Origin of the sequence: Lutibacter holmesii, from assembly GCF_042679665.1 — a bacterium.
Classification (GTDB): Bacteria; Bacteroidota; Bacteroidia; order Flavobacteriales; family Flavobacteriaceae; genus Lutibacter; species Lutibacter holmesii.
In genome coordinates, this window is sequence record NZ_JBHTMV010000002.1 from 25,733 (window position 1) to 45,132 (window position 19,400).

The following is a 19,400-nucleotide window of genomic DNA, read 5'->3' on the forward strand; positions in this document are numbered from 1 at the left end:
AATTATAAAGCACAAAAAAAGCGTTAAATTTATTTTAACGCTTTTTTTATACTTACTTATTAAAGTAATTATTTAATTAATTCAAAAGATTGCTTTGCAATTTCCAACTCTTCATTTGTAGGAATTACTAAAATTTTCACTTTTGAATTAGCTGATTGAATTTCAGTTAATTCTTTTGGTCTTGAATTGTTTTTATCTTGATCTAATTCAATTCCGAAGAAATCCATGTCTACACACACATTTTTTCTAGCTAAAATAGAATTCTCACCAATACCTGCAGTAAATACAATTGCATCCACTCCATTTAAACTAGCAACATATTTACCAATATATTGTTTAATTCTATAAGCACTCATATCTAAGGCTAACTGGCAGTCTTTATTTCCTTCTTCAGCTAATGATTCAATATCTCTTAAATCACTGTAACCAGTTAATCCTGTCATACCACTATCGCGATCTAACATATGACTCACCTCATCAATACTGTAATCTAAGTTTTTTACTAAATGAAATATAATTGCTTGATCAACATCTCCACTTCTACTTCCCATAATTAAACCTTCATTTGGTCCAAAACCTAGAGAAGTATCAACACTTTTTCCATTTTCAACAGCTGCCATACTACAACCATTACCTAAATGAATAGTGATAATTTTTTTTGAATTTTCAGCTCCTAAATATTCAATTGCCTTTTCAGTTACATATTTATGACTTGTTCCATGAAAACCATATCTACGTATTTTATTTACGTTACATAATTTATTTGGAATTGCATATTTGTATGCTTTCTCTGGCATTGTTTGGTGAAAAGCGGTGTCAAATACAGCAATTTGTTTTGCATCAGGGAACATTTTTTCTGCAACTACTATTCCTTCATAATTTGCTGGATTGTGTAAAGGAGCTAAAGGAAATAATTCTTTTACTTTATCTTTTACTTTACCATCAATCACAACAGTGTTTGAAAAAGTTGATCCTCCGTGTACTACTCTATGTCCAACTGCATCTATTTCAGAAGTAGATTTTATTACTCCTACTTTTTCATCTAATAAAAACTTTACGATTCTCTCTAAACCATTTTGATGGTTTGGAATTTCACAAATTTCATCAATATCTTGACTGTCTGATTTGTAGTGAATTTCTGGGTTTGCTAATCCAATTCTCTCTACCAATCCTGAACAAATTACTGTTGCAGATGGCATGTCAAATAATTGATATTTAATTGATGAACTTCCTGAATTAATTACTAATACTTTCATTATTCTCCTTGTGCTTGTATTGCTGTTAAAATTACTGTGTTATATATATCGTCAATAGTACAACCTCTACTAAGGTCGTTTACCGGCTTGTTTAAACCTTGTAACATTGGTCCAATTGCCAATGCTCCTGTTTCACGTTGTACTGCTTTGTATGTGTTGTTTCCTGTATTTAAGTCAGGGAAAATTAATACGTTTGCTTGTCCTGCAACTTCAGAGTCTGGTAATTTACTTTTCCCAACTCTAGCATCTACAGCTGCATCGTATTGAATAGGTCCTTCTATTTTTAAATCTGGACGTTTTTCTTTTACAATTTCTGTTGCTTTTCTTACAACATCAACATCTTCTCCTTTTCCTGAAGAACCTGAAGAATAAGATAACATTGCAATTTTTGGATCTATTCCAAAGTTAATACTTGAATCTGCCGAAGAAATTGCAATTTCTGCTAATTGTTCTGAATTTGGATTTGGGTTAATTGCACAATCTCCAAATACAGATACTCTATCTTCTAAACACATAAAGAATACAGAAGATACTACTGATACTCCTGGTTTTGTTTTTACAAACTGTAATGCTGGTAAAATAGTGTGACCTGTTGTATGTGCAGCTCCTGAAACCATTCCGTCTGCCAATCCTTTTTGCACCATCATTGTTCCAAAATAAGAAACATCAGCCATTTTATCCATTGCAATATCAATGGTCATTCCTTTCTTTTGTCTAATTTCAAATAAAGTTTGTGCAAAATCTTGGTAATATTCAGACTCTACAGGATTAATTACATTTAATTTTTCAATATCAACATTTAATCCTAAACGAGTAATTGTTGCAGAAATTTTATCAGCATCTCCTAAAACTGTTAAGTCAACTATATTTGCTTCTATTAACCTTGCAGCTGCTATTATAATTCTATCATCAGAACCTTCTGGCAACACAATATGTTTACGTACTTCTTTTGCACGTTTCACTAAATTATATTGGAACATTCTTGGAGTAATTCCATCATTTTTAAATGTCACTAATTTTTCAGTCAATTTATCTAATTCAACATACTTTTCAAATGTATGTAATGAAGTATTAATTTTCTTGATATTATCAGCATACATATGAGAACGTACCGATCCAATTTTATTAGCAGTACCAAAAGTTCCCTCTTTTACAGATAAAACCGGAATTACTTGAGATAAACCTTCTATTAATTTTACAATAGGTTCCTCTGGTTTAATTCCTCCAGTTAAAACAATACCTGCAAGTGATGGATAATTTGAAGAAATATGAGCTTGTAGGGCTCCTAAAATAATATCTGCTCTATCACCTGGTGTAATAATTAAATTATCCTTTTTTAAATGAGTTAAATAATTTCTTAATTGCATTGCTCCAACCGTAAAACTATCTGTTTCATTATTTATGTGTTCTTCTCCAAATAAAATTTCAGCATCTATAGCCGTTGCTATTTCTTTTACAGAAGGATTTTTTAATGATTTGATTAATGGAATTACTCCAACATAAACATCTGAAGGTAAAATTTCTTTTAAAGCATCTTGGGCAGCACCAATGTTTTCTTCTTTAACTTTATTTGCAATTACAGCAATAACTTCAACTTCTTTTTCTTTAAATGAATCATATGCTAAGTTTAAACCTTCAGCAAAATCATTTAAAGTTTTACCTACTCCGCTTGACACAATAATTGCTGGAATTCCTAAATTCTTAGCAATTTCAATATTCGCATCTAATTCAATAGCGCTTCCTTCTCCAGAAAAATCAGTACCTTCAACAAGTACAAAATCGTTCTTTTCTTCTAAGGCCTTGTATTTATCAATAATGGTATCAAAAATTTCCCCTTCTTTTCCTTTATTACGCTTACTAATAAACTGTTTTCTAGTAAATCCAAATGCTTCTTGAGGTTCAATATCTAATTGAAAATGAGAAATAATAGTATTAATGTGGTTATCATTTTTTCCTTTTTCCACATCGTCTATTATTGGCCTAAAATATCCTACTTTAGCAGTTTTACCAAGTAACATACTCATTAACCCTAATGCAACAATTGATTTACCGCTATTAGCTTCACTTGTTGCAATATATATTGCTTTATTCATTATAATATAATTTTTACGCAAATATAACCCATATTAAATTGGTTAACCAATTTTAACCCTTATTTTTTATTGACATTTGTCAACTTTTTTTAAAATAATTTTGAAAATAAATATGTTGTAAAATATAGGTACCTTTGATTCTCTATTTTAAAAGTATGATTACACTATTTACACATATAAAAGAGCTTATTCAAGTTGAAAATTCGCCAAAAAAAATGGTAGTTGGAAAAGCTATGAAACAACTTCCAACAATTAAGAATGCTTATTTATTAATTGAGGATGCTACTATTATTGATTTTGGTGAAATGACAAATCTTCCACCACAAAAGCCTGACCATTGTATCAACCTTGAAGGCCAAATAGTTTTACCTACGTGGTGTGATAGCCATACTCACATAGTATTTGCAGGAAATAGAGTACAAGAATTTACAGATAGAATTCACGGCTTAACTTATAAAGAAATAGCAGAAAGAGGTGGTGGTATTTTAAACTCTGCTAAAAAACTACAACAAATTTCAGAAGAAGAACTCTATCAACAATCTGCGCAACGCTTAGAAGAAATTATGCAATTAGGAACTGGTGCTGTTGAAATTAAATCGGGTTACGGACTTACCAAAGAGGCTGAAGTTAAAATGCTTCGCGTAATAAAAAAATTAAACAAAAATTACCCAATAACTATCAAAGCAACATTTTTAGCTGCACATGCATTGCCTTTGGCTTACAAAAATGATAAAAAAGGGTATTTAAATATGGTTATACAAGAAATACTTCCTGCTGTTGCTGAAGAAAATTTAGCTGAATTTGTAGATGTTTTTTGTGAAAAGGGATATTTTTCTGTTGAAGATACTGAGCTTTTATTAGCTGCTGCAAAAAAATATGGGTTGAAACCTAAAATTCATGTAAATCAATTTCATGCAATTGGCGGCGTACAATCTGGCGTGAAATTTAAAGCTCTTTCTGTTGATCACCTTGAAGAAATGAGAATTAAAGACATTGAAAGTTTAAAAAACACCCAAACAATGCCTGTTGCTTTGCCTTCTTGTTCATATTTTTTAGGGATTCCGTACACACCTGCTAGGGAAATGATTGATGCAGGATTACCACTTGCATTAGCCTCTGATTACAATCCGGGTTCTACGCCTTCTGGCAATATGAATTTTGTAGTCTCTACTGCTTGTATTAAAATGAAAATGACACCAGAAGAAGCTATTAATGCCGCAACAATAAACGGTGCTTATGCTATGAATTTAGAAACATCACTTGGCAGTATTTGCAAAGGAAAAAAAGCTAACTTTATAGTTACAAAACAAATTCCTAGTTTTGAATTTATTCCTTACTCATTTGGAAATCATCAAATTGAAAGTGTTTATATTGAAGGTAAACCTATTTAAGATTTTTTTATTTTTTGAACCATTTTTTGTACCATGATTGTTTTTCATTTTCATGATATGCATTGGAATATTTTCCATAGCCGTAACCATAGCCATATCCATAACCGTATTTAGCTTTTACTCTAAAATCATTCAAAACAATACTCACGTTTTTAATTTCTTCTTTAAAATGCTTTTCATTAATTAATTTTAGCATTCCTTTTTCTGAATAATTTTGTCTAACTACATAAATTGTGGCATCAGCATATTTTACAAGTTCAATAGCATCACTAACCAAACCAATTGGAGGCGTATCTAAAATTATATAGTCATATTCTAATTTTAATTTATTAATAAGCTCATCAGTATCTTGACTAATTAATAATTCAGAAGGGTTTGGTGGTATAGGCCCAGAAGGAATAACATCTAAATTTGGAATTTTAGATTTTTGAATAATTTCATCAATATTTGCTTCACCTATTAAATAATTTACCACTCCAATATCATTTGTAATATCAAAATCTTGTACAATTTTAGGCTTTCTTAAATCTAACCCTACAAGAATGGTTTTTTTGCCTCCCATTGCAAATACCGAAGCCATGTTTATAGAAACAAATGTTTTTCCTTCTCCACTAATTGATGAAGAAACCAAAATTGTTTTAGACTTATTTTTTGAGTCTCTATGAAACAGAAATTGAATATTTGAACGCAATGCCCGTATAGATTCGGCTACTGAAGATTTAGGCTTTAAATACACCGCTAAATTATTTTCTGCAGTACTTTGCCCCACAACTCCTAAAATTGGAATAGGTGAAATTCGTTCAATTTCTTCAACAGTATGAATTTTACTATCTAATATTTCAATTGCAACAATTACAAACAATGGCAAAATTATACCTAACAATAAAGCAATCATATAATTAAACTGCAAACGAGGTAAAATTGCACCTTGCCCTGTATCTTTTGCTGAATCTAACACTGTAATATCTGAAACACTTGCAGCAATTGCAATATCAGCTTCATATCTTTTTTGCATTAAAAACACAAAATTAGATTCAGTTAAAGAATATTTACGCTCAAAATTTAGTAATTTTTGCTCTTTATTAGGCAATTTATCCAATTCATAATTATAACTATTCAGTCGTTTTTTACTATTATTTAAACTAATAATAGTAGTGTTTTTTAACGAAGATAAATTTTCTAACAATACACTGCGTGCTGTTTCAATTTCTGCATTTATTAATTTTAATGAAGGGTGATTGGCTGTAACTTCTGTTGCTAATTGATTTTTTTTGATAGACAAACGTGTTAATTCTCCCATCATTGTAGCAATAGAAGCATCTTCAATATTTATAATTGCAGGTGCTGGAATTTTAGCGTAATTTGAATGTGACTCAATATATTCTTCTAAGTTTTCAAAATATACAATCCTATCTTTCAGCTGTTTACTCATTTCATCTAAACCAGTAGTTTGATCAAAAATTAAACCTCCTTGCGCTGATAAATCATAAATTGAATTCTCTTTTTTAAACTTTCCAATATTATACTCAATCAATTTTAAACTGTCTGAAGTATTTTTAAACTGAGCATCTATAAAAGCTTTAGTACTTCTAGCATAATTTGTTTTTTGTGCTAATTCATCTTCAGCTAAAACTTCAATAGTCGTATTTAAATAATCAACAATTCTATTTTTATTTGTTCCTGTTAACGATAATTGAATTAATGATGTTCCAGATAAACCTTTAGCTCTAACATTTTGATATTTCCCTGTAACTTGACTTATTGAGTTTAATTGAACAAAATAAGAACTTCCTGCAATTGGAGTAACAGATTCAACCTTTAAAATTTGCCCTTTTAAAAACGGTAAATTAATGTACTCATCAACCAAAAAAACTTGAGAAAATTGTGATTCACTTACCGGTAATTTTTTCCTTGATTCGTCTTTATAATTAATTAAATCAACCGACGCATTTTCGCCAAAATCAATTGTTAAATTAAAACTTTTATCATCTATAAAATCAATTTTTATAAGCGTATTTAATAATTGATATTGATTAGGTTGTAAAATAAGTTCAAACGGAGTTTTTCCGTATACATCTTCTTTTCTAAAACGTCCTTCTTCTAAATAATCAATATAAAAGTTTAATTTTTTTACTACTTTCTCATTGTGAGACCTTGAGGTTAAGGCTTTTCTAATAGATTCAACTTTATCACTTACACCTCCCCAATTAAAAGCAATGTTAGTACCTGTTGAAAATAACGGATTTGTTTTTTCTTTAACTGCGATAGTAGAAGATAATCCATACAGTCTTGGTGCAGAAATATTATAATAATATGCAATTCCAAAGGCAATGATAATTGATAATAAAAACCATCTCCAATTAGCCAAAACCCTAAATATGTAATCTTTAATATCCGAAATATGCTCTTTCGGGTTTTGCATAAATTTAAATTGATTTTCCATGCAATGCTAAAAAGTTTGAATCAATAAAATAGTTGTTGTAATAAATGAGAAAACCGTTACAAGTGTTGTAAATGTTTGAAGACCTGTAGCTCCAAATCCCCAAGTTTTCTGCTTTAAAGGTGCAACGTAAATAACATCATTAGGTTTTACATAAAAATTTTCAGATTCAAAAACATCAATTTCTAACAAGTTAATTTTAAATTTTTGAACTCCGTCTAATGTTTTTCTAACCACTACTACGTTTTCTCTATCTCCATATGTTGTAATATCACCTGCACTTGCAATAGCATCAACTATTGATACTTGGTTTTGAGCTAAATTAATAGTTCCTGGCGAACCAACTTCACCTGAAATTACAAAATTAATACCTGCTAATTTTACAGTAACAAATAAACTCTCAACTTTTTTCACATATTTTGATAACTCTTGCTCAATTTTTTCACGCACTTCTTTTTCAGTATATCCTAAAACATTTAAATCACCAATGTACGGAATACGAATATTCCCATGTCTATCTACCGTATATCCTGTAAAATACAATCCTTCTCCTCCTTCAGTAGTTGTAGAACTTTCACTATTTTTAAATAATGCTACAATTTCAGGATTTTCAGCTTTAATATCAATATATAAAACATCATTTACTTGTAACCTGTATGGCTCATTATTTAATCTATAAAGGTCAGATTTTTCAGCAGGTTCACCTTGAAAATAAGTTAGTTTTTTAGATGAAATACACGATGATAAAAAACTTAAAACAAAAACGTATAAAAATAATTTCTTCATAAAAATAATGTGGGTATAGCAAATATAATTTTAAATAGCCTATTAAAATAATTTTTGAACTATTTTCGCAGTAAATATAAACTTATATGTGGTTTAAAATAAAATCATATCTAACATTTTTAATAAAATCAACCAATCAACACGGGGTACACTCACCTTTTGTGTTTAATTTGGTTACCAAATGTTTTTATAAAAAAACGAATCCTTCAAAAATTACATCGTTTAAAAAAATTAGAAGTACTCTTTATAAAAACAATAAAGTAATTACGGTTACGGATTTTGGCAAAGGATCAAAAGTTTTTAAAAATAATAAACGAAAAGTTACTGATATTGCTAAAATTGCTGGTATCAATCAAAAAAAAGGGCTACTTCTTATAAGATTTGTTTCTTATTTTAATTTTTCAAACATGTTAGAAATAGGAACTTCGGTAGGTTTAGGTACTTCAACATTAAGCATTGCAAACCCTTCTTCAAAAATTACAAGTTTAGAAGGTTGCCCAAATACTGCAAAAATAGCACAAGATCTTTTTCATAAATATCAACTACAAAACATTCAACTAGTAACAGGTAATTTTAAAGACACACTTTCTTCTTGCATAAAAAATAAACAATTCGATTTTATTTATTTTGATGGAAATCATCAAAAAGAACCAACTCTAAATTATTTTGAAGAATGTTTACAAGCTATTCACAACGATTCTGTTTTTATTTTTGATGATATTAACTGGTCAAAAGAAATGAATGAAGCTTGGTGTGAAATAAAAAAACATCCAAAAGTTACTGTGACAATTGACACTTTTTTTTGGGGATTTGTATTTTTTAGAAAAGAATTAAAAAAGCAAGATTTTAGAATAAGATGCTAATAATTCAATTTAGAATTTACATTTCTTTTCCCATTATATTTTTACATTTGTGTTATGAAAATATACACTAAAACAGGAGACACAGGAAAAACTTCATTATTTGGAGGTACAAGAGTTCCAAAATACCATTTAAGAATTGAAGCTTACGGTACTATTGATGAGTTAAACGCTTACATTGGCTTAGTGAGAGATCAACAAATAGACACCCATACTTCTAAAATACTTCTTCAAATACAAACCGAATTATTTACATTAGGAGCAATGCTTGCAACTCCGCCCGAAAAAGAATTATTAAAAAGTGGTAAGGAACGCTTAAATATTGAAAAAACAAATAGTGATAAAATTGAACTATTAGAAAATGAAATAGATGTTATGAACGAGGTGCTACCTCCAATGACAAATTTTATTTTACCTGGCGGACATACAACAGTGTCATATTGTCACATTGCAAGATGTATTTGTCGTAGAGCCGAAAGAATTACAACACAATTAAGCGATGAAAGCACAATAAATCCCCAAATATTAATTTATTTAAATAGACTTTCAGATTATCTATTTGTATTGGCACGAAAATTGACACTTGATACTAAATCACAGGAAATTCCTTGGGTTCCTGAGAAAAAAAAATAAGTTCTTTTTTATTTTGAAAAAAAAGCAAATTTTACTTGCTTTTATGACTAAAAAAATTATTTTTGCACAAATTATTAATAATACAAAAGTATGTATTGGACGTTAGAATTGGCATCTTATTTAGCAGATGCACCTTGGCCGGCAACAAAAGATGAGTTGATTGATTATGCAATAAGAACAGGAGCGCCTTTAGAAGTTGTGGAGAATCTTCAAGAAATTGAGGATGCGGAAGAAAATTTTGAAACAATCCTTGAAATTTGGCCTGATTACCCTTCTGAAGAAGATTATCTTTGGAATGAAGATGAATATTAAGGAAACAGAAAAAAATAAAAAGTCTCTAAAGAGGCTTTTTTTTTGCTTATTAAACAAAAAAATCAAATAGAATTTGAACTATTTATTTTAAATTCGCTTACAATAAAATTAACATATTAATTTACACTTTCGCAAAGTGTAAATACTAAAAATAGGACAACAAAATTATGAGTATCATAAATTCCATTCTAAAAGTATTTGTTGGAGACAAATACAAAAAAGATTTAAAATTATTACAGCCAATAGTTGAGCAAACAAATGCTTTTGAAAAAGAAATGACAGCGCTTAGTAATGATGAATTGAGGTTAAAAACAGTTGAATTTAAACAAAAAATAAAGGACGCTACAAGCACATTTACCTCACAAATTAATCTTTTAAAAGAAGAAGCACTTGAAGCAAATGTAGATAGAAAAGAAGAAATTTATGCTGAAATTGATACTTTAGAGAATAAAACATATGAAGCTTCTGAAGTAGTTTTGAAAGAAATTATGCCAGAAGCTTTTGCTGTAGTAAAAGAAACGGCAAAACGCTTTACATTAAATACTGAAATTGTTGTTACTGCAACTCCGTTTGATAGAGAACTTTCAGCAACAAAATCAAATATTACTTTAGATAATGAAAAAGCTATTTGGGCAAATACTTGGGATGCTCAAGGTAAAGAAGTAACCTGGGATATGATTCACTATGATGTGCAGTTAATTGGTGGATCTGTATTACACCAAGGTAAAATTGCTGAGATGATGACTGGTGAAGGTAAAACATTGGTTTCAACATTGCCAGTTTATTTAAATGCTTTAACAGGAAAAGGTGTACACGTTGTAACAGTGAACGACTATTTAGCAAAACGTGATGCAGCTTGGATGGGGCCAATCTTTGAATTCCACGGATTAAGTGTAGACTGCGTAGACCATCACCAACCAAACTCTGACGCTAGAAGAAAAGCGTACAACTCTGATATTACTTACGGAACAAACAATGAATTTGGATTTGATTACTTGCGTGATAATATGGCGCATTCACCAAATGATTTGGTACAACGCCCACACAATTACGCAATTGTAGATGAGGTAGATTCTGTGCTTATTGATGATGCTCGTACTCCTTTAATTATTTCTGGAGCAACAGCAAATGCAGGACGTCATGAATTTAATGAATTAAAACCTAGTGTAGATAAAATTGTTTCAACTCAACGTAATTACTTAACAGGTGTATTGGTTGAAGCTAAAAAATTAATAAACGAAGGTGATACCAAAGAAGGTGGATTTTTATTACTACGCGTATTTAGAGGATTACCAAAAAGTAAAGCTTTAATTAAGTTTTTAAGTCAAGAAGGAATAAAACAACTTCTACAAAAAACAGAAAATTACTATATGCAAGATAACAATCGCGAAATGCCAAAAATTGATGAGGCTTTGTATTTTGTGATTGATGAAAAAAACAATTCAATTGAATTAACTGATAAAGGAATTTCATTTTTATCAGGAAGTGATGGTGACGAGCAATTCTTTATTTTACCAGATTTAAGTACTGCACTTGGTAAAATTGAAAACGACAATTTAAGTGTTGAAGAAGCAACTGCTAAAAAAGAAGAATTATACAAAGATTTTAGCATAAAAAGTGAACGTATTCACACAATGAATCAACTATTAAAAGCATACACCCTATTTGAAAAGGATGTTGAGTATGTAATAATGGAAGATAAAATTAAAATTGTTGATGAACAAACGGGTCGTATTATGGATGGCCGTAGATATTCTGATGGTTTACACCAAGCAATTGAAGCAAAAGAAAATGTAAAAATTGAAGATGCTACCCAAACTTATGCTACTGTAACACTTCAAAATTACTTTAGAATGTACCGTAAACTTTCAGGTATGACGGGTACTGCGATTACTGAAGCTGGAGAATTTTGGGACATCTACAAATTAGATGTTATTGAAATTCCAACAAATGTTCCTTTAAAAAGAAAAGATAAAGACGATTTAGTTTTTAAAACAAAACGTGAAAAATACAATTCGGTTATTGATGAAGTTGAAAAACTTGTAAATGCAGGTAGACCAGTATTAGTTGGTACTACATCTGTAGAAATTTCTGAATTATTAGGAAGAATGCTTTCTATTAGAAAAATAAGCCACAACGTTTTAAATGCAAAACTACATAAAAAAGAAGCTGATATTGTAGCGCAAGCAGGGCAACCAGGTGTTGTAACTATTGCAACAAATATGGCTGGTCGTGGTACAGATATTAAATTATCTGACGAAGTAAAAGCAGCAGGTGGTTTAGCAATTATTGGTACTGAACGTCATGACTCTAGACGTGTAGACCGCCAATTACGTGGTCGTGCTGGACGTCAAGGAGATCCAGGTTCATCTCAATTCTATGTTTCTTTAGAAGACAACTTAATGCGCTTATTTGGTTCAGAACGAATTGCCAAAATGATGGATAGAATGGGCTTAGAAGAAGGTGAAGTTATTCAACATTCTATGATTTCTAAATCTATTGAACGTGCACAACGTAAAGTTGAAGAAAATAACTTTGGAGTTCGTAAACGATTATTAGAGTATGATGATGTTATGAATTCTCAGCGTGAAGTTGTTTACAAACGTCGTAGACACGCCTTGTACGGTGAACGCTTACAAGTTGATATTGTAAACATGGTATATGACACTTGTAATTTATTAGTTCGTGAAAACAAAGGAACTAGCGATTATCAAAATTTTGAATTCGAATTAATTTTATTCTCTGGAACTAGTTCTCCTTTTTCTGAAGAAGAATTTAAATCAAAATCTGAACAAGAATTAACCGATGAGCTTTTTGATATTGTTTACAAACATTATAAAGAAAAGTTAGAGCGAAGTGCTAAAATGGCATATCCGGTTATTAAAGATGTTTATGAAAATCAAGGTGATAAATATGAACGTATTGTTGTTCCATTTACAGATGGAACTAAAGAACTAAAAGTAGTTACAAATCTTAAAGAAGCATACGAATCTGAAGGTAAAGAATTGGTAAAAGACTTTGAGAAAAATATTACTTTAGCTATTATTGACGATACATGGAAAGATCATTTACGTCAAATGGATGAATTGAAACAATCAGTTCAAAATGCAACCTACGAACAAAAAGATCCACTATTAATTTACAAATTTGAATCTTTTGAATTGTTTAATGGTATGCTTGACAAAGTAAATAAAGATGTATTATCATTTTTATTTAAAGGTGAATTACCATCGCAAGATGCAAATCAAGTATCACAAGCTAGAGAGCAAAAAAGAGAAAAAGTACAACTTAGTAAAGCTGATTTTAAAAGCCCAACTGAAGAAACTCAAACAAATCAAACACAAGAACAGCAAGTGGTTGAAACTATTGTTAGAACAGAACGTAAAATTGGTAGAAACGAAAAAGTGACTATTAAAAACGTTATGAGTGGTGAAAATAAATCTCTTAAATACAAACAAGCCATACCATTAATTCAAAAAGGTGAATGGGTATTGGTTGAAGATTAATATCAAAAAAAATAACTAAAAGCTGTCTGAAAAAATTGTATTTCAGACAGCTTTTTTTTGAAGAATCAATTCTATAATTACTACTTTTATAACTTCATAAAAAATACAATTAAACTTAACCAAATACTTTAATAAAATGAAAATATTAGCCATTGGTAAAAACTATGTAACTAGTCAAGATCAAATTAAAGACCTAAAAACAGGGAAACAACTTATTTTTTCAAAACCAACTTCAAGTTTAGTGTTCAACAACGAGAATGTTGAATACCCTTCGTTTACAACAAACTTATTATATGAAGTTGAATTGGTTATTAAAATTGGAAAAAAAGGAAAAAATATTGATGAAAACAATGCAGCATCATATATTTCAGAAATTGGAGTTGGAATTGATTATACCGCAAAAGATGTTTTAAATGACGTACGAGCTACCAAAGGACCTTGGGAACTAGCTAAAGGTTTTGATGGAGCAGCACCAATTTCATCTTTTAAACCAGTAACTAATTTTACCGATTTAAATGATATTAATTTTGATTTATCAATTAATAATGAAAATAAACAAACGGGGAATACTAGTTTAATGATTTATAACTTTGCTGAAATAATTGCATTTGTATCAAAATATATGACATTAGAGCCAAATGATTTAATTTTCACAGGAACGCCTGCAGTTGGCGCAGGTCAAATTTTTAAAGGCGATCATTTACAAGCTTCTATTGAAGGTGAATTATTGTTAGATTTTAAAATGATTTAAACATTTACAACCTATAAAAACAAAAAAACCAGCTACAATTTAGCTGGTTTTTTGTTTTATATTTTTTTGTTTTTATCGTAAGGAATACTTTTTAGAATATGACTAATAGAAGCTATTCTAGCATACGTTTTTCTATTTGCTCTAATTATTTTCCAAGGTAGTAAAGTTCCTTTTTTTGTATTTTGAAACATTTTCTTTTTATACTCTGTATACACATCCCACAACTCCTGAGCTCTTTCATCAACCTCAGTCATTTTCCATTGTTTTAGTGGGTTATTTTTAATATCTTCAAAACGTTTGGCTTGTTCCTTTTTTGAAATAGACATGTAAATTTTTACCAAGCGAATACCTGATGCGGTAATCATTCGCTCAAAATCATTTACTTGTTCCATAAAAATCTCATATTCTTCAGGTGTACAAAACCCATTAACAGGTTCAACTACCGCCCTATTATACCAACTTCTATCAAAAAAAACAATTTCACCTGCTTTAGGAAATTGATTAACATACCTTTGAAAATACCATTGTGTTTTTTCATCTTGTGATGGTTTAGGTAAGGCCACAATTCGCAAATGACGTGGATTCATTCTTTCAGTAGCACGACGAATTGCACCACCTTTTCCGGCTGCATCTCTACCTTCAAAAATAATTATTATTCGCTCATTCTTTTCAATTGCCCAAGATTGAAGCCTTATTAATTCTATTTGAAGTTTTTTTAATTTCTTTTCATACTTTACATACCTTAAAGCTCTTTCTAAATTGTAAGGTTCTTTAGATAGAATTGCTTTTATTCCTTTATTGGTATTTAAAATATCAACGTCCTCTTGTGTTAATTTAAATTGCTCTTCCATAATTAATCAATTTGTTTAGATGAACGAAAATATCTTGTAATTATATTAGGATCTGGCAATACCGTAGTTAAGGCTTTTTCTTTACCTTCATAATTAAATTGCGATAAAACGTAACGAATACTTTCTAAACGCGCAATTTTTTTGTCGTTGGCCTGTACGGTTACCCAAGGACTGTAACTTGTATGGGTTTTACTAAACATTTGCTCTTTATAATGGTGGTATTTATCCCATAGCTCCTGCCCTTTTCTATCAACCGGACTAAATTTCCAACGTTTTAAAGGTGTTGCAATTCTTGAGTTGAATCTTTCTAATTGTTCTTCTTTTGAAATTGAAAACCAAAACTTAATTAACACCAAGCCGTCTTCATACAGCATATGTTCAAATTCTGAAACCTGTACCATAAATTTTTGATACTGGTCTTCATTACAAAATCCCATTACAGGTTCAACAACAGCTCTGTTATACCAACTTCTATCAAAAAAAACAATTTCTCCTGCATTTGGTAATTCTTTTACATAACGTCTAAAATACCATTGACCACGCTCAATTTCAGTTGGCTTAGTTAGCGCAACTACTCGCATTGCTCTTGGGTTTAAATGTTCTGTAAATCGTCTTATGTTTCCTCCTTTACCGGCAGCATCACGACCTTCAAAAATAATGGCAACACGTTTATTATTTTTTACAACCCAACGCTGCAATTTTACCAATTCTATTTGAAGTTTTTGTAATTGATCTTCGTAAAACAATTTCTTTTCAACCTTATCTATAGAAATGTTTTTTTTAGCAATAATATCTAATAACTCTTTATTTGTAGTTGCTGTTTGAAAATCTTCAAGTGTTAATTTTGGCGTATCTGGCATTATTCATTCTTTTCAATAGTTACACAATCTGCTGGATTATTAGAAATTTGCAATTTTGCATCTGAAGGGGAAATGTAAGGAATTCCTAATCCTAGTCCACGCAAAATAAACAATAATCCAATAATAACCACAAAAACAGGAATTACTTTCTGAATTTTTGTTCGAATAGATAAATTTACAAAATTCCCTAATAAAACTGCTGCTGTCATTAAAGGAATTGTACCTAAACCAAATAAAAACATATACAACGCACCTTCGGGTGCATTTCCTGTTGATATAGAACCTATTAGCGCCATATACACTAAACCGCAAGGTAAAAAGCCATTGAAAAAACCAATTGAAAAAATTGCTTTGTTAGATTTTTTATTTAAATAAAGTCCTAACTTTTGCTTCACCTTACCAATTAATTGGTACAAAGGTTTTGAAAAATTGAACTTATTAAATATGGAAACTGGAATAATTACCAAAGCAATCATAATTATCCCCATTAAAATAGATAAACGTTGCTGAAAACCAGCGAAGTATAGTCCTTTACCTATAAAACCAAATAATAAACCAATAATTGAATAACTCAACAACCGGCCAAAATGGTATAAAAATATTTGAAAAAACAGTTTAGATTTTGTTGTTCTATCTACCGGTAAAACAAACGCAATTGGACCACACATACCAATGCAGTGGAAACTCCCTGCTAAACCTAATAGCAATGCTGTCCAAAGCATATTAGTAGTTAATTTTTTCTTTTAACAAATAAGTAACATCATTTACTGTCCATTCTATTTTAACATCCCATCTTCCTTCCACTAAATTTTTATCTTCAATTAACAAATCATTTGATGATAATTTAATTGGTGTTGAAAAATCTATTTTATCATTAGACAAGCGTAAAAAATCAATATTTCCAGAAATTTTAGAATAATCAAATTCTGAAGGAAAAGAAATTAATAAACCTTTATCTACTTTTGTAAGTGTTACATTTTCTTCTAAATCAATTCCTTTATTTTGTTTATCAATTTCTTGTTGATAGTTTAACTCTTCCATATAATAATCATCAGAAACTAAATGATGATCATATTCTGGTAAAAAAGTTACTTTATACACAAAAGAAAGAATAAAAATAACAAATGAAGCAATTGCAATAATAATACCTGTTGGCCAACTTATTTTGAATTTCATATGTTTTATTTTATTAACGTTAATACGAATGTAAAAAGTATCACTTTTTACAAATTATTTTATAATTAAAGGACCCATAAAATTGGTAGATGTAGTTTCTATTAACTTATCTCCTGAATAAATCCCAATTTTTAATTTTTCTTTTGACGAATTTAAATCTTTTTTATCAATATCTATAAATAAAGTTCCTTCTTTTAAACCTTGTTTTTCTATACTAACCTGGCCTCCAACCATTTGAACTTCTCCTTCGTGAGAAATTAACTTGATTGAAACATTGTTAATATCTTCAGTAGTTTTATTAATAAACTTTACAGTATACACATTTCTAATAGCGTTTTCAGTTGATTGAAAAGTTTGTCCTGGTAATCTAAGTATGGTTGCCTCAACATCAGTACGTAAAAATAACATTGTAACTAACACACCTATTAAAATGGTTAAAATTGCAGAGTAAGCAATTAAACGTGCATTTAATTTTATTTTTTCTTTTTTCTCAATATCATCTTCTGAAGCATAACGAATCAAGCCTCTTTCAAAACCTGATTTATCCATAATTTCATTACAAGCATCAATACAAGCTGTACAATTAATACACTCTAATTGAGTTCCATTTCTAATGTCAATTCCTGTAGGACACACTTGTATACATTGCTTACAATCAATACAATCACCTATACCAAGATTATCTCTGTCTTCATCTTTTCGTAATTTTTTACGACCATTCTCTCCTTCTCCTCTTACAAAATCATAAGCTACATTTATAGATTTATTGTCTAACAACACACCTTGAAGTCTTCCGTAAGGACAAACTATAATACAAACTTGCTCTCTAAACCAAGCAAATACAAAATAGAAAACGGCAGTAAAAATTAATAATTTTAAAAGTGTACCAATATTAGCCATTGGACCTTGTGTAATGTAAGAAAGTACTTCGTCAGAACCAATTATATAAGCTAAAAACACATTTGAAATAACAAATGAGATGATAAAAAACACAAACCATTTTAACACGCGTTTTCTAATTTTTTCAGCATTCCATTCTTGTTTTTCTAATTTAATTTGTTTTGATCTGTCTCCTTCAATTAAGTATTCTACTTTTCTAAAAACCATTTCCATAAAAATGGTTTGTGGACACATCCAACCACAAAAAATCCTTCCAAAAACAACTGTAAATAATATTACAAAAACAACACTTACAAGCATTGAAATTACCAATAAATGAAAATCTTGTGGCCAAAAAGGAAAACCAAAAATATGAAATTTACGCTCTATCACGTTAAACAATAGAAACTGGTTCCCTTTTACTTTAATAAAAGGGGCAGCTAATAAAAAAGCCAATAAAACCCAACTTACGTAAGTTCTATATTTATATAAATCTCCTTTTGGTTTTTTAGGGAAAATAAAATTTCTTTTTCCAGATTCATCAATTGTTGCGATAGAATCTCTAAATACTTCTTTTTGATCTTTTTCCATATTTAATTTCAAACTCTTAAAATTATGATTGCCAAATTTATCATGATTATTTGACTACTTTAGATACTTATGTCACAAAAAAAAGGAATACCGAGAATTAATTTAATAAAACTAACTCGCCATTCCTTTTTTTACTAATTATAAAATTAGCTCACTTTTGTGAATCAATTTTTTACTCTTCAGGCCAAATAATATCACCTTCAGGAGCTTTTGGAGTTGCAGGAGTTGTTCCTTGCATAGAAATAATATAACTCGCTAATTGAATACGTTCTTCTCTAGAAATTGTAGATTCCCAAGCAATCATACCTTTACCTGGTCTACCTCCTTTAGAAATTGTATTGAATAAGCTTTTTACATCTCCTCCTAAAATCCATTTGTTATCAGTTAAATTTGGTCCAATGCTTCCTCCTAAATCATTTAAATGACACGCAAAACAAGTTTTTGAAGTAAACAATTCTTTCCCTTTTGCAATACTTTCAGCATCAGTTAACGCAACAATATTTGAATCGTCAAATAATTGAGGGTTTGCAGCTTTATACGCTTCAACATCGGCTTTTCCTTGTGCAACCTCAGCAGCATATTCTTCAGACTGACTATATTTTTCTGAATTATAAAAAACTTGCGTATAATAAAAAATACTAATTGCAATTGTAATGTAAAATCCATACAACCACCAAGGTGGCAATACATTATCTAATTCTTTTATACCATCATAATCATGGTCTAACATTATATCTTCTTCTGTTCCTAACTCGTGGGCTTTTGTCATGGATTTCATGAACTTTTTCCAACCCGATAAATTTTCTGAACTTTTACTCATGGTTAATTTCTTTAATATTAGTTTCGTTATCTAAAGGTATTTGGCTCACTTCATCAATACTTCTTTTTGGTAGTTTATAAACAAATACAATCATTGTTATAAATACCGTAAAGAATAATACTAGTGAAATTATTGGGTAAATTTCAACTCCATCAATACCTTCAAGATTATGTTTAATAAATTTTAGCATCCTAA

General features: G+C 29.8%; 17 protein-coding genes. 6 read left to right on the forward strand and 11 right to left on the reverse strand.

What is annotated here, in order from left to right; genetic code table 11:
• Window positions 1-68: 68 nt before the first annotated feature.
• Both ACFQ5N_RS01275 and pta read right to left on the reverse strand, forming a co-directional pair.
• Entirely contained in the window at window positions 69-1,256 is a 1,188-nt protein-coding gene (locus ACFQ5N_RS01275) for an acetate/propionate family kinase (protein WP_386807062.1), read from the reverse strand.
• Window positions 1,256-3,349 (reverse strand): phosphate acetyltransferase, encoded by a 2,094-nt coding sequence (pta, locus tag ACFQ5N_RS01280; RefSeq protein WP_386807064.1) that lies wholly within the window; start codon window positions 3,347-3,349, stop codon window positions 1,256-1,258. Before pta ends, ACFQ5N_RS01275 begins: the two co-directional genes overlap by 1 nt.
• A gap of 155 nt (window positions 3,350-3,504) precedes the next feature.
• Here pta and hutI point away from each other — a divergent pair, with 155 nt between their 5' ends.
• Window positions 3,505-4,740 carry an imidazolonepropionase gene (hutI, locus tag ACFQ5N_RS01285; RefSeq protein WP_386807066.1) on the forward strand — a complete coding sequence of 412 codons (1,236 nt, stop codon included), beginning with the start codon at window positions 3,505-3,507 and terminating at the stop codon, window positions 4,738-4,740.
• Between the two features lie 7 nt (window positions 4,741-4,747).
• On the opposite strand, the gene ACFQ5N_RS01290 is transcribed toward hutI, so the two are convergent.
• Both ACFQ5N_RS01290 and ACFQ5N_RS01295 read right to left on the reverse strand, forming a co-directional pair.
• Window positions 4,748-7,183: a polysaccharide biosynthesis tyrosine autokinase gene (locus tag ACFQ5N_RS01290; RefSeq protein WP_386807068.1), complete on the reverse strand. Its 2,436-nt coding sequence runs from the start codon at window positions 7,181-7,183 to the stop codon at window positions 4,748-4,750.
• Window positions 7,184-7,189: 6 nt separating this feature from the next.
• Complete coding sequence (locus tag ACFQ5N_RS01295) at window positions 7,190-7,966, reverse strand: polysaccharide biosynthesis/export family protein (protein ID WP_386807070.1); 777 nt, start codon at window positions 7,964-7,966, stop codon at window positions 7,190-7,192.
• Between the two features lie 86 nt (window positions 7,967-8,052).
• Here ACFQ5N_RS01295 and ACFQ5N_RS01300 point away from each other — a divergent pair, with 86 nt between their 5' ends.
• The 5 genes from ACFQ5N_RS01300 (at window position 8,053) to ACFQ5N_RS01320 (ending at window position 14,028) form a co-directional block, all read left to right on the forward strand.
• A complete protein-coding gene (locus ACFQ5N_RS01300; protein ID WP_386807072.1) occupies window positions 8,053-8,829 on the forward strand; it encodes an O-methyltransferase in 777 nt (258 codons plus the stop codon).
• Window positions 8,830-8,883: 54 nt separating this feature from the next.
• Complete coding sequence (locus ACFQ5N_RS01305) at window positions 8,884-9,459, forward strand: cob(I)yrinic acid a,c-diamide adenosyltransferase (RefSeq protein ID WP_386807074.1); 576 nt, start codon at window positions 8,884-8,886, stop codon at window positions 9,457-9,459.
• A 90-nt stretch (window positions 9,460-9,549) separates the two neighbouring features.
• The gene (locus ACFQ5N_RS01310) at window positions 9,550-9,771 is read left to right on the forward strand and encodes a DUF2795 domain-containing protein (RefSeq protein ID WP_089381154.1); all 222 of its coding nucleotides are present in this window, start codon (window positions 9,550-9,552) and stop codon (window positions 9,769-9,771) included.
• A 167-nt stretch (window positions 9,772-9,938) separates the two neighbouring features.
• The gene (gene secA / locus ACFQ5N_RS01315; protein ID WP_386807077.1) at window positions 9,939-13,277 is read left to right on the forward strand and encodes a preprotein translocase subunit SecA; all 3,339 of its coding nucleotides are present in this window, start codon (window positions 9,939-9,941) and stop codon (window positions 13,275-13,277) included.
• 136 nt (window positions 13,278-13,413) lie between these two features.
• Window positions 13,414-14,028, forward strand: a complete 615-nt coding sequence (locus ACFQ5N_RS01320) for a fumarylacetoacetate hydrolase family protein (protein WP_386807079.1) — start codon at window positions 13,414-13,416, stop codon at window positions 14,026-14,028.
• 56 nt (window positions 14,029-14,084) lie between these two features.
• Here the strand turns inward: ACFQ5N_RS01320 and ppk2 (ACFQ5N_RS01325) are convergent, their stop codons facing one another.
• The 7 genes from ppk2 (ACFQ5N_RS01325) to ACFQ5N_RS01355 form a co-directional block, all read right to left on the reverse strand.
• A complete protein-coding gene (gene ppk2 / locus ACFQ5N_RS01325) occupies window positions 14,085-14,879 on the reverse strand; it encodes a polyphosphate kinase 2 (protein WP_386807081.1) in 795 nt (264 codons plus the stop codon).
• A gap of 2 nt (window positions 14,880-14,881) precedes the next feature.
• Window positions 14,882-15,739 carry a polyphosphate kinase 2 gene (gene ppk2 / locus ACFQ5N_RS01330; protein ID WP_386807083.1) on the reverse strand — a complete coding sequence of 286 codons (858 nt, stop codon included), beginning with the start codon at window positions 15,737-15,739 and terminating at the stop codon, window positions 14,882-14,884.
• Window positions 15,739-16,461 (reverse strand): sulfite exporter TauE/SafE family protein, encoded by a 723-nt coding sequence (locus ACFQ5N_RS01335; protein WP_386807085.1) that lies wholly within the window; start codon window positions 16,459-16,461, stop codon window positions 15,739-15,741. Before ACFQ5N_RS01335 ends, ppk2 (ACFQ5N_RS01330) begins: the two co-directional genes overlap by 1 nt.
• Before the next feature lies 1 nt (window position 16,462).
• On the reverse strand, window positions 16,463-16,915 hold the full coding sequence (locus ACFQ5N_RS01340; protein WP_386807087.1) for a FixH family protein: 453 nt from the start codon (window positions 16,913-16,915) through the stop codon (window positions 16,463-16,465).
• A gap of 54 nt (window positions 16,916-16,969) precedes the next feature.
• On the reverse strand, window positions 16,970-18,385 hold the full coding sequence (ccoG, locus tag ACFQ5N_RS01345; protein WP_386807089.1) for a cytochrome c oxidase accessory protein CcoG: 1,416 nt from the start codon (window positions 18,383-18,385) through the stop codon (window positions 16,970-16,972).
• A gap of 172 nt (window positions 18,386-18,557) precedes the next feature.
• Window positions 18,558-19,205 (reverse strand): cbb3-type cytochrome c oxidase N-terminal domain-containing protein, encoded by a 648-nt coding sequence (locus ACFQ5N_RS01350; protein WP_386807090.1) that lies wholly within the window; start codon window positions 19,203-19,205, stop codon window positions 18,558-18,560.
• Window positions 19,198-19,395 carry a CcoQ/FixQ family Cbb3-type cytochrome c oxidase assembly chaperone gene (locus tag ACFQ5N_RS01355; RefSeq protein WP_386807091.1) on the reverse strand — a complete coding sequence of 66 codons (198 nt, stop codon included), beginning with the start codon at window positions 19,393-19,395 and terminating at the stop codon, window positions 19,198-19,200. The genes ACFQ5N_RS01350 and ACFQ5N_RS01355 overlap by 8 nt, the downstream gene beginning before the upstream one ends.
• Between the last annotated feature and the right edge of the window lie 5 nt (window positions 19,396-19,400).

What these genes read in the sequence shown, in the direction of transcription:
- ACFQ5N_RS01275 (WP_386807062.1), bottom strand. Translation starts at nt 1,256, where the DNA reads ATGAAAGTATTAGTAATTAATTCAGGAAGTTCATCAATTAAATATCAA.
- pta (WP_386807064.1), bottom strand. Translation starts at nt 3,349, where the DNA reads ATGAATAAAGCAATATATATTGCAACAAGTGAAGCTAATAGCGGTAAA.
- hutI (WP_386807066.1), top strand. Translation starts at nt 3,505, where the DNA reads ATGATTACACTATTTACACATATAAAAGAGCTTATTCAAGTTGAAAAT.
- ACFQ5N_RS01290 (WP_386807068.1), bottom strand. Translation starts at nt 7,183, where the DNA reads ATGGAAAATCAATTTAAATTTATGCAAAACCCGAAAGAGCATATTTCG.
- ACFQ5N_RS01295 (WP_386807070.1), bottom strand. Translation starts at nt 7,966, where the DNA reads ATGAAGAAATTATTTTTATACGTTTTTGTTTTAAGTTTTTTATCATCG.
- ACFQ5N_RS01300 (WP_386807072.1), top strand. Translation starts at nt 8,053, where the DNA reads ATGTGGTTTAAAATAAAATCATATCTAACATTTTTAATAAAATCAACC.
- ACFQ5N_RS01305 (WP_386807074.1), top strand. Translation starts at nt 8,884, where the DNA reads ATGAAAATATACACTAAAACAGGAGACACAGGAAAAACTTCATTATTT.
- ACFQ5N_RS01310 (WP_089381154.1), top strand. Translation starts at nt 9,550, where the DNA reads ATGTATTGGACGTTAGAATTGGCATCTTATTTAGCAGATGCACCTTGG.
- secA (WP_386807077.1), top strand. Translation starts at nt 9,939, where the DNA reads ATGAGTATCATAAATTCCATTCTAAAAGTATTTGTTGGAGACAAATAC.
- ACFQ5N_RS01320 (WP_386807079.1), top strand. Translation starts at nt 13,414, where the DNA reads ATGAAAATATTAGCCATTGGTAAAAACTATGTAACTAGTCAAGATCAA.
- ppk2 (WP_386807081.1), bottom strand. Translation starts at nt 14,879, where the DNA reads ATGGAAGAGCAATTTAAATTAACACAAGAGGACGTTGATATTTTAAAT.
- ppk2 (WP_386807083.1), bottom strand. Translation starts at nt 15,739, where the DNA reads ATGCCAGATACGCCAAAATTAACACTTGAAGATTTTCAAACAGCAACT.
- ACFQ5N_RS01335 (WP_386807085.1), bottom strand. Translation starts at nt 16,461, where the DNA reads ATGCTTTGGACAGCATTGCTATTAGGTTTAGCAGGGAGTTTCCACTGC.
- ACFQ5N_RS01340 (WP_386807087.1), bottom strand. Translation starts at nt 16,915, where the DNA reads ATGAAATTCAAAATAAGTTGGCCAACAGGTATTATTATTGCAATTGCT.
- ccoG (WP_386807089.1), bottom strand. Translation starts at nt 18,385, where the DNA reads ATGGAAAAAGATCAAAAAGAAGTATTTAGAGATTCTATCGCAACAATT.
- ACFQ5N_RS01350 (WP_386807090.1), bottom strand. Translation starts at nt 19,205, where the DNA reads ATGAGTAAAAGTTCAGAAAATTTATCGGGTTGGAAAAAGTTCATGAAA.
- ACFQ5N_RS01355 (WP_386807091.1), bottom strand. Translation starts at nt 19,395, where the DNA reads ATGCTAAAATTTATTAAACATAATCTTGAAGGTATTGATGGAGTTGAA.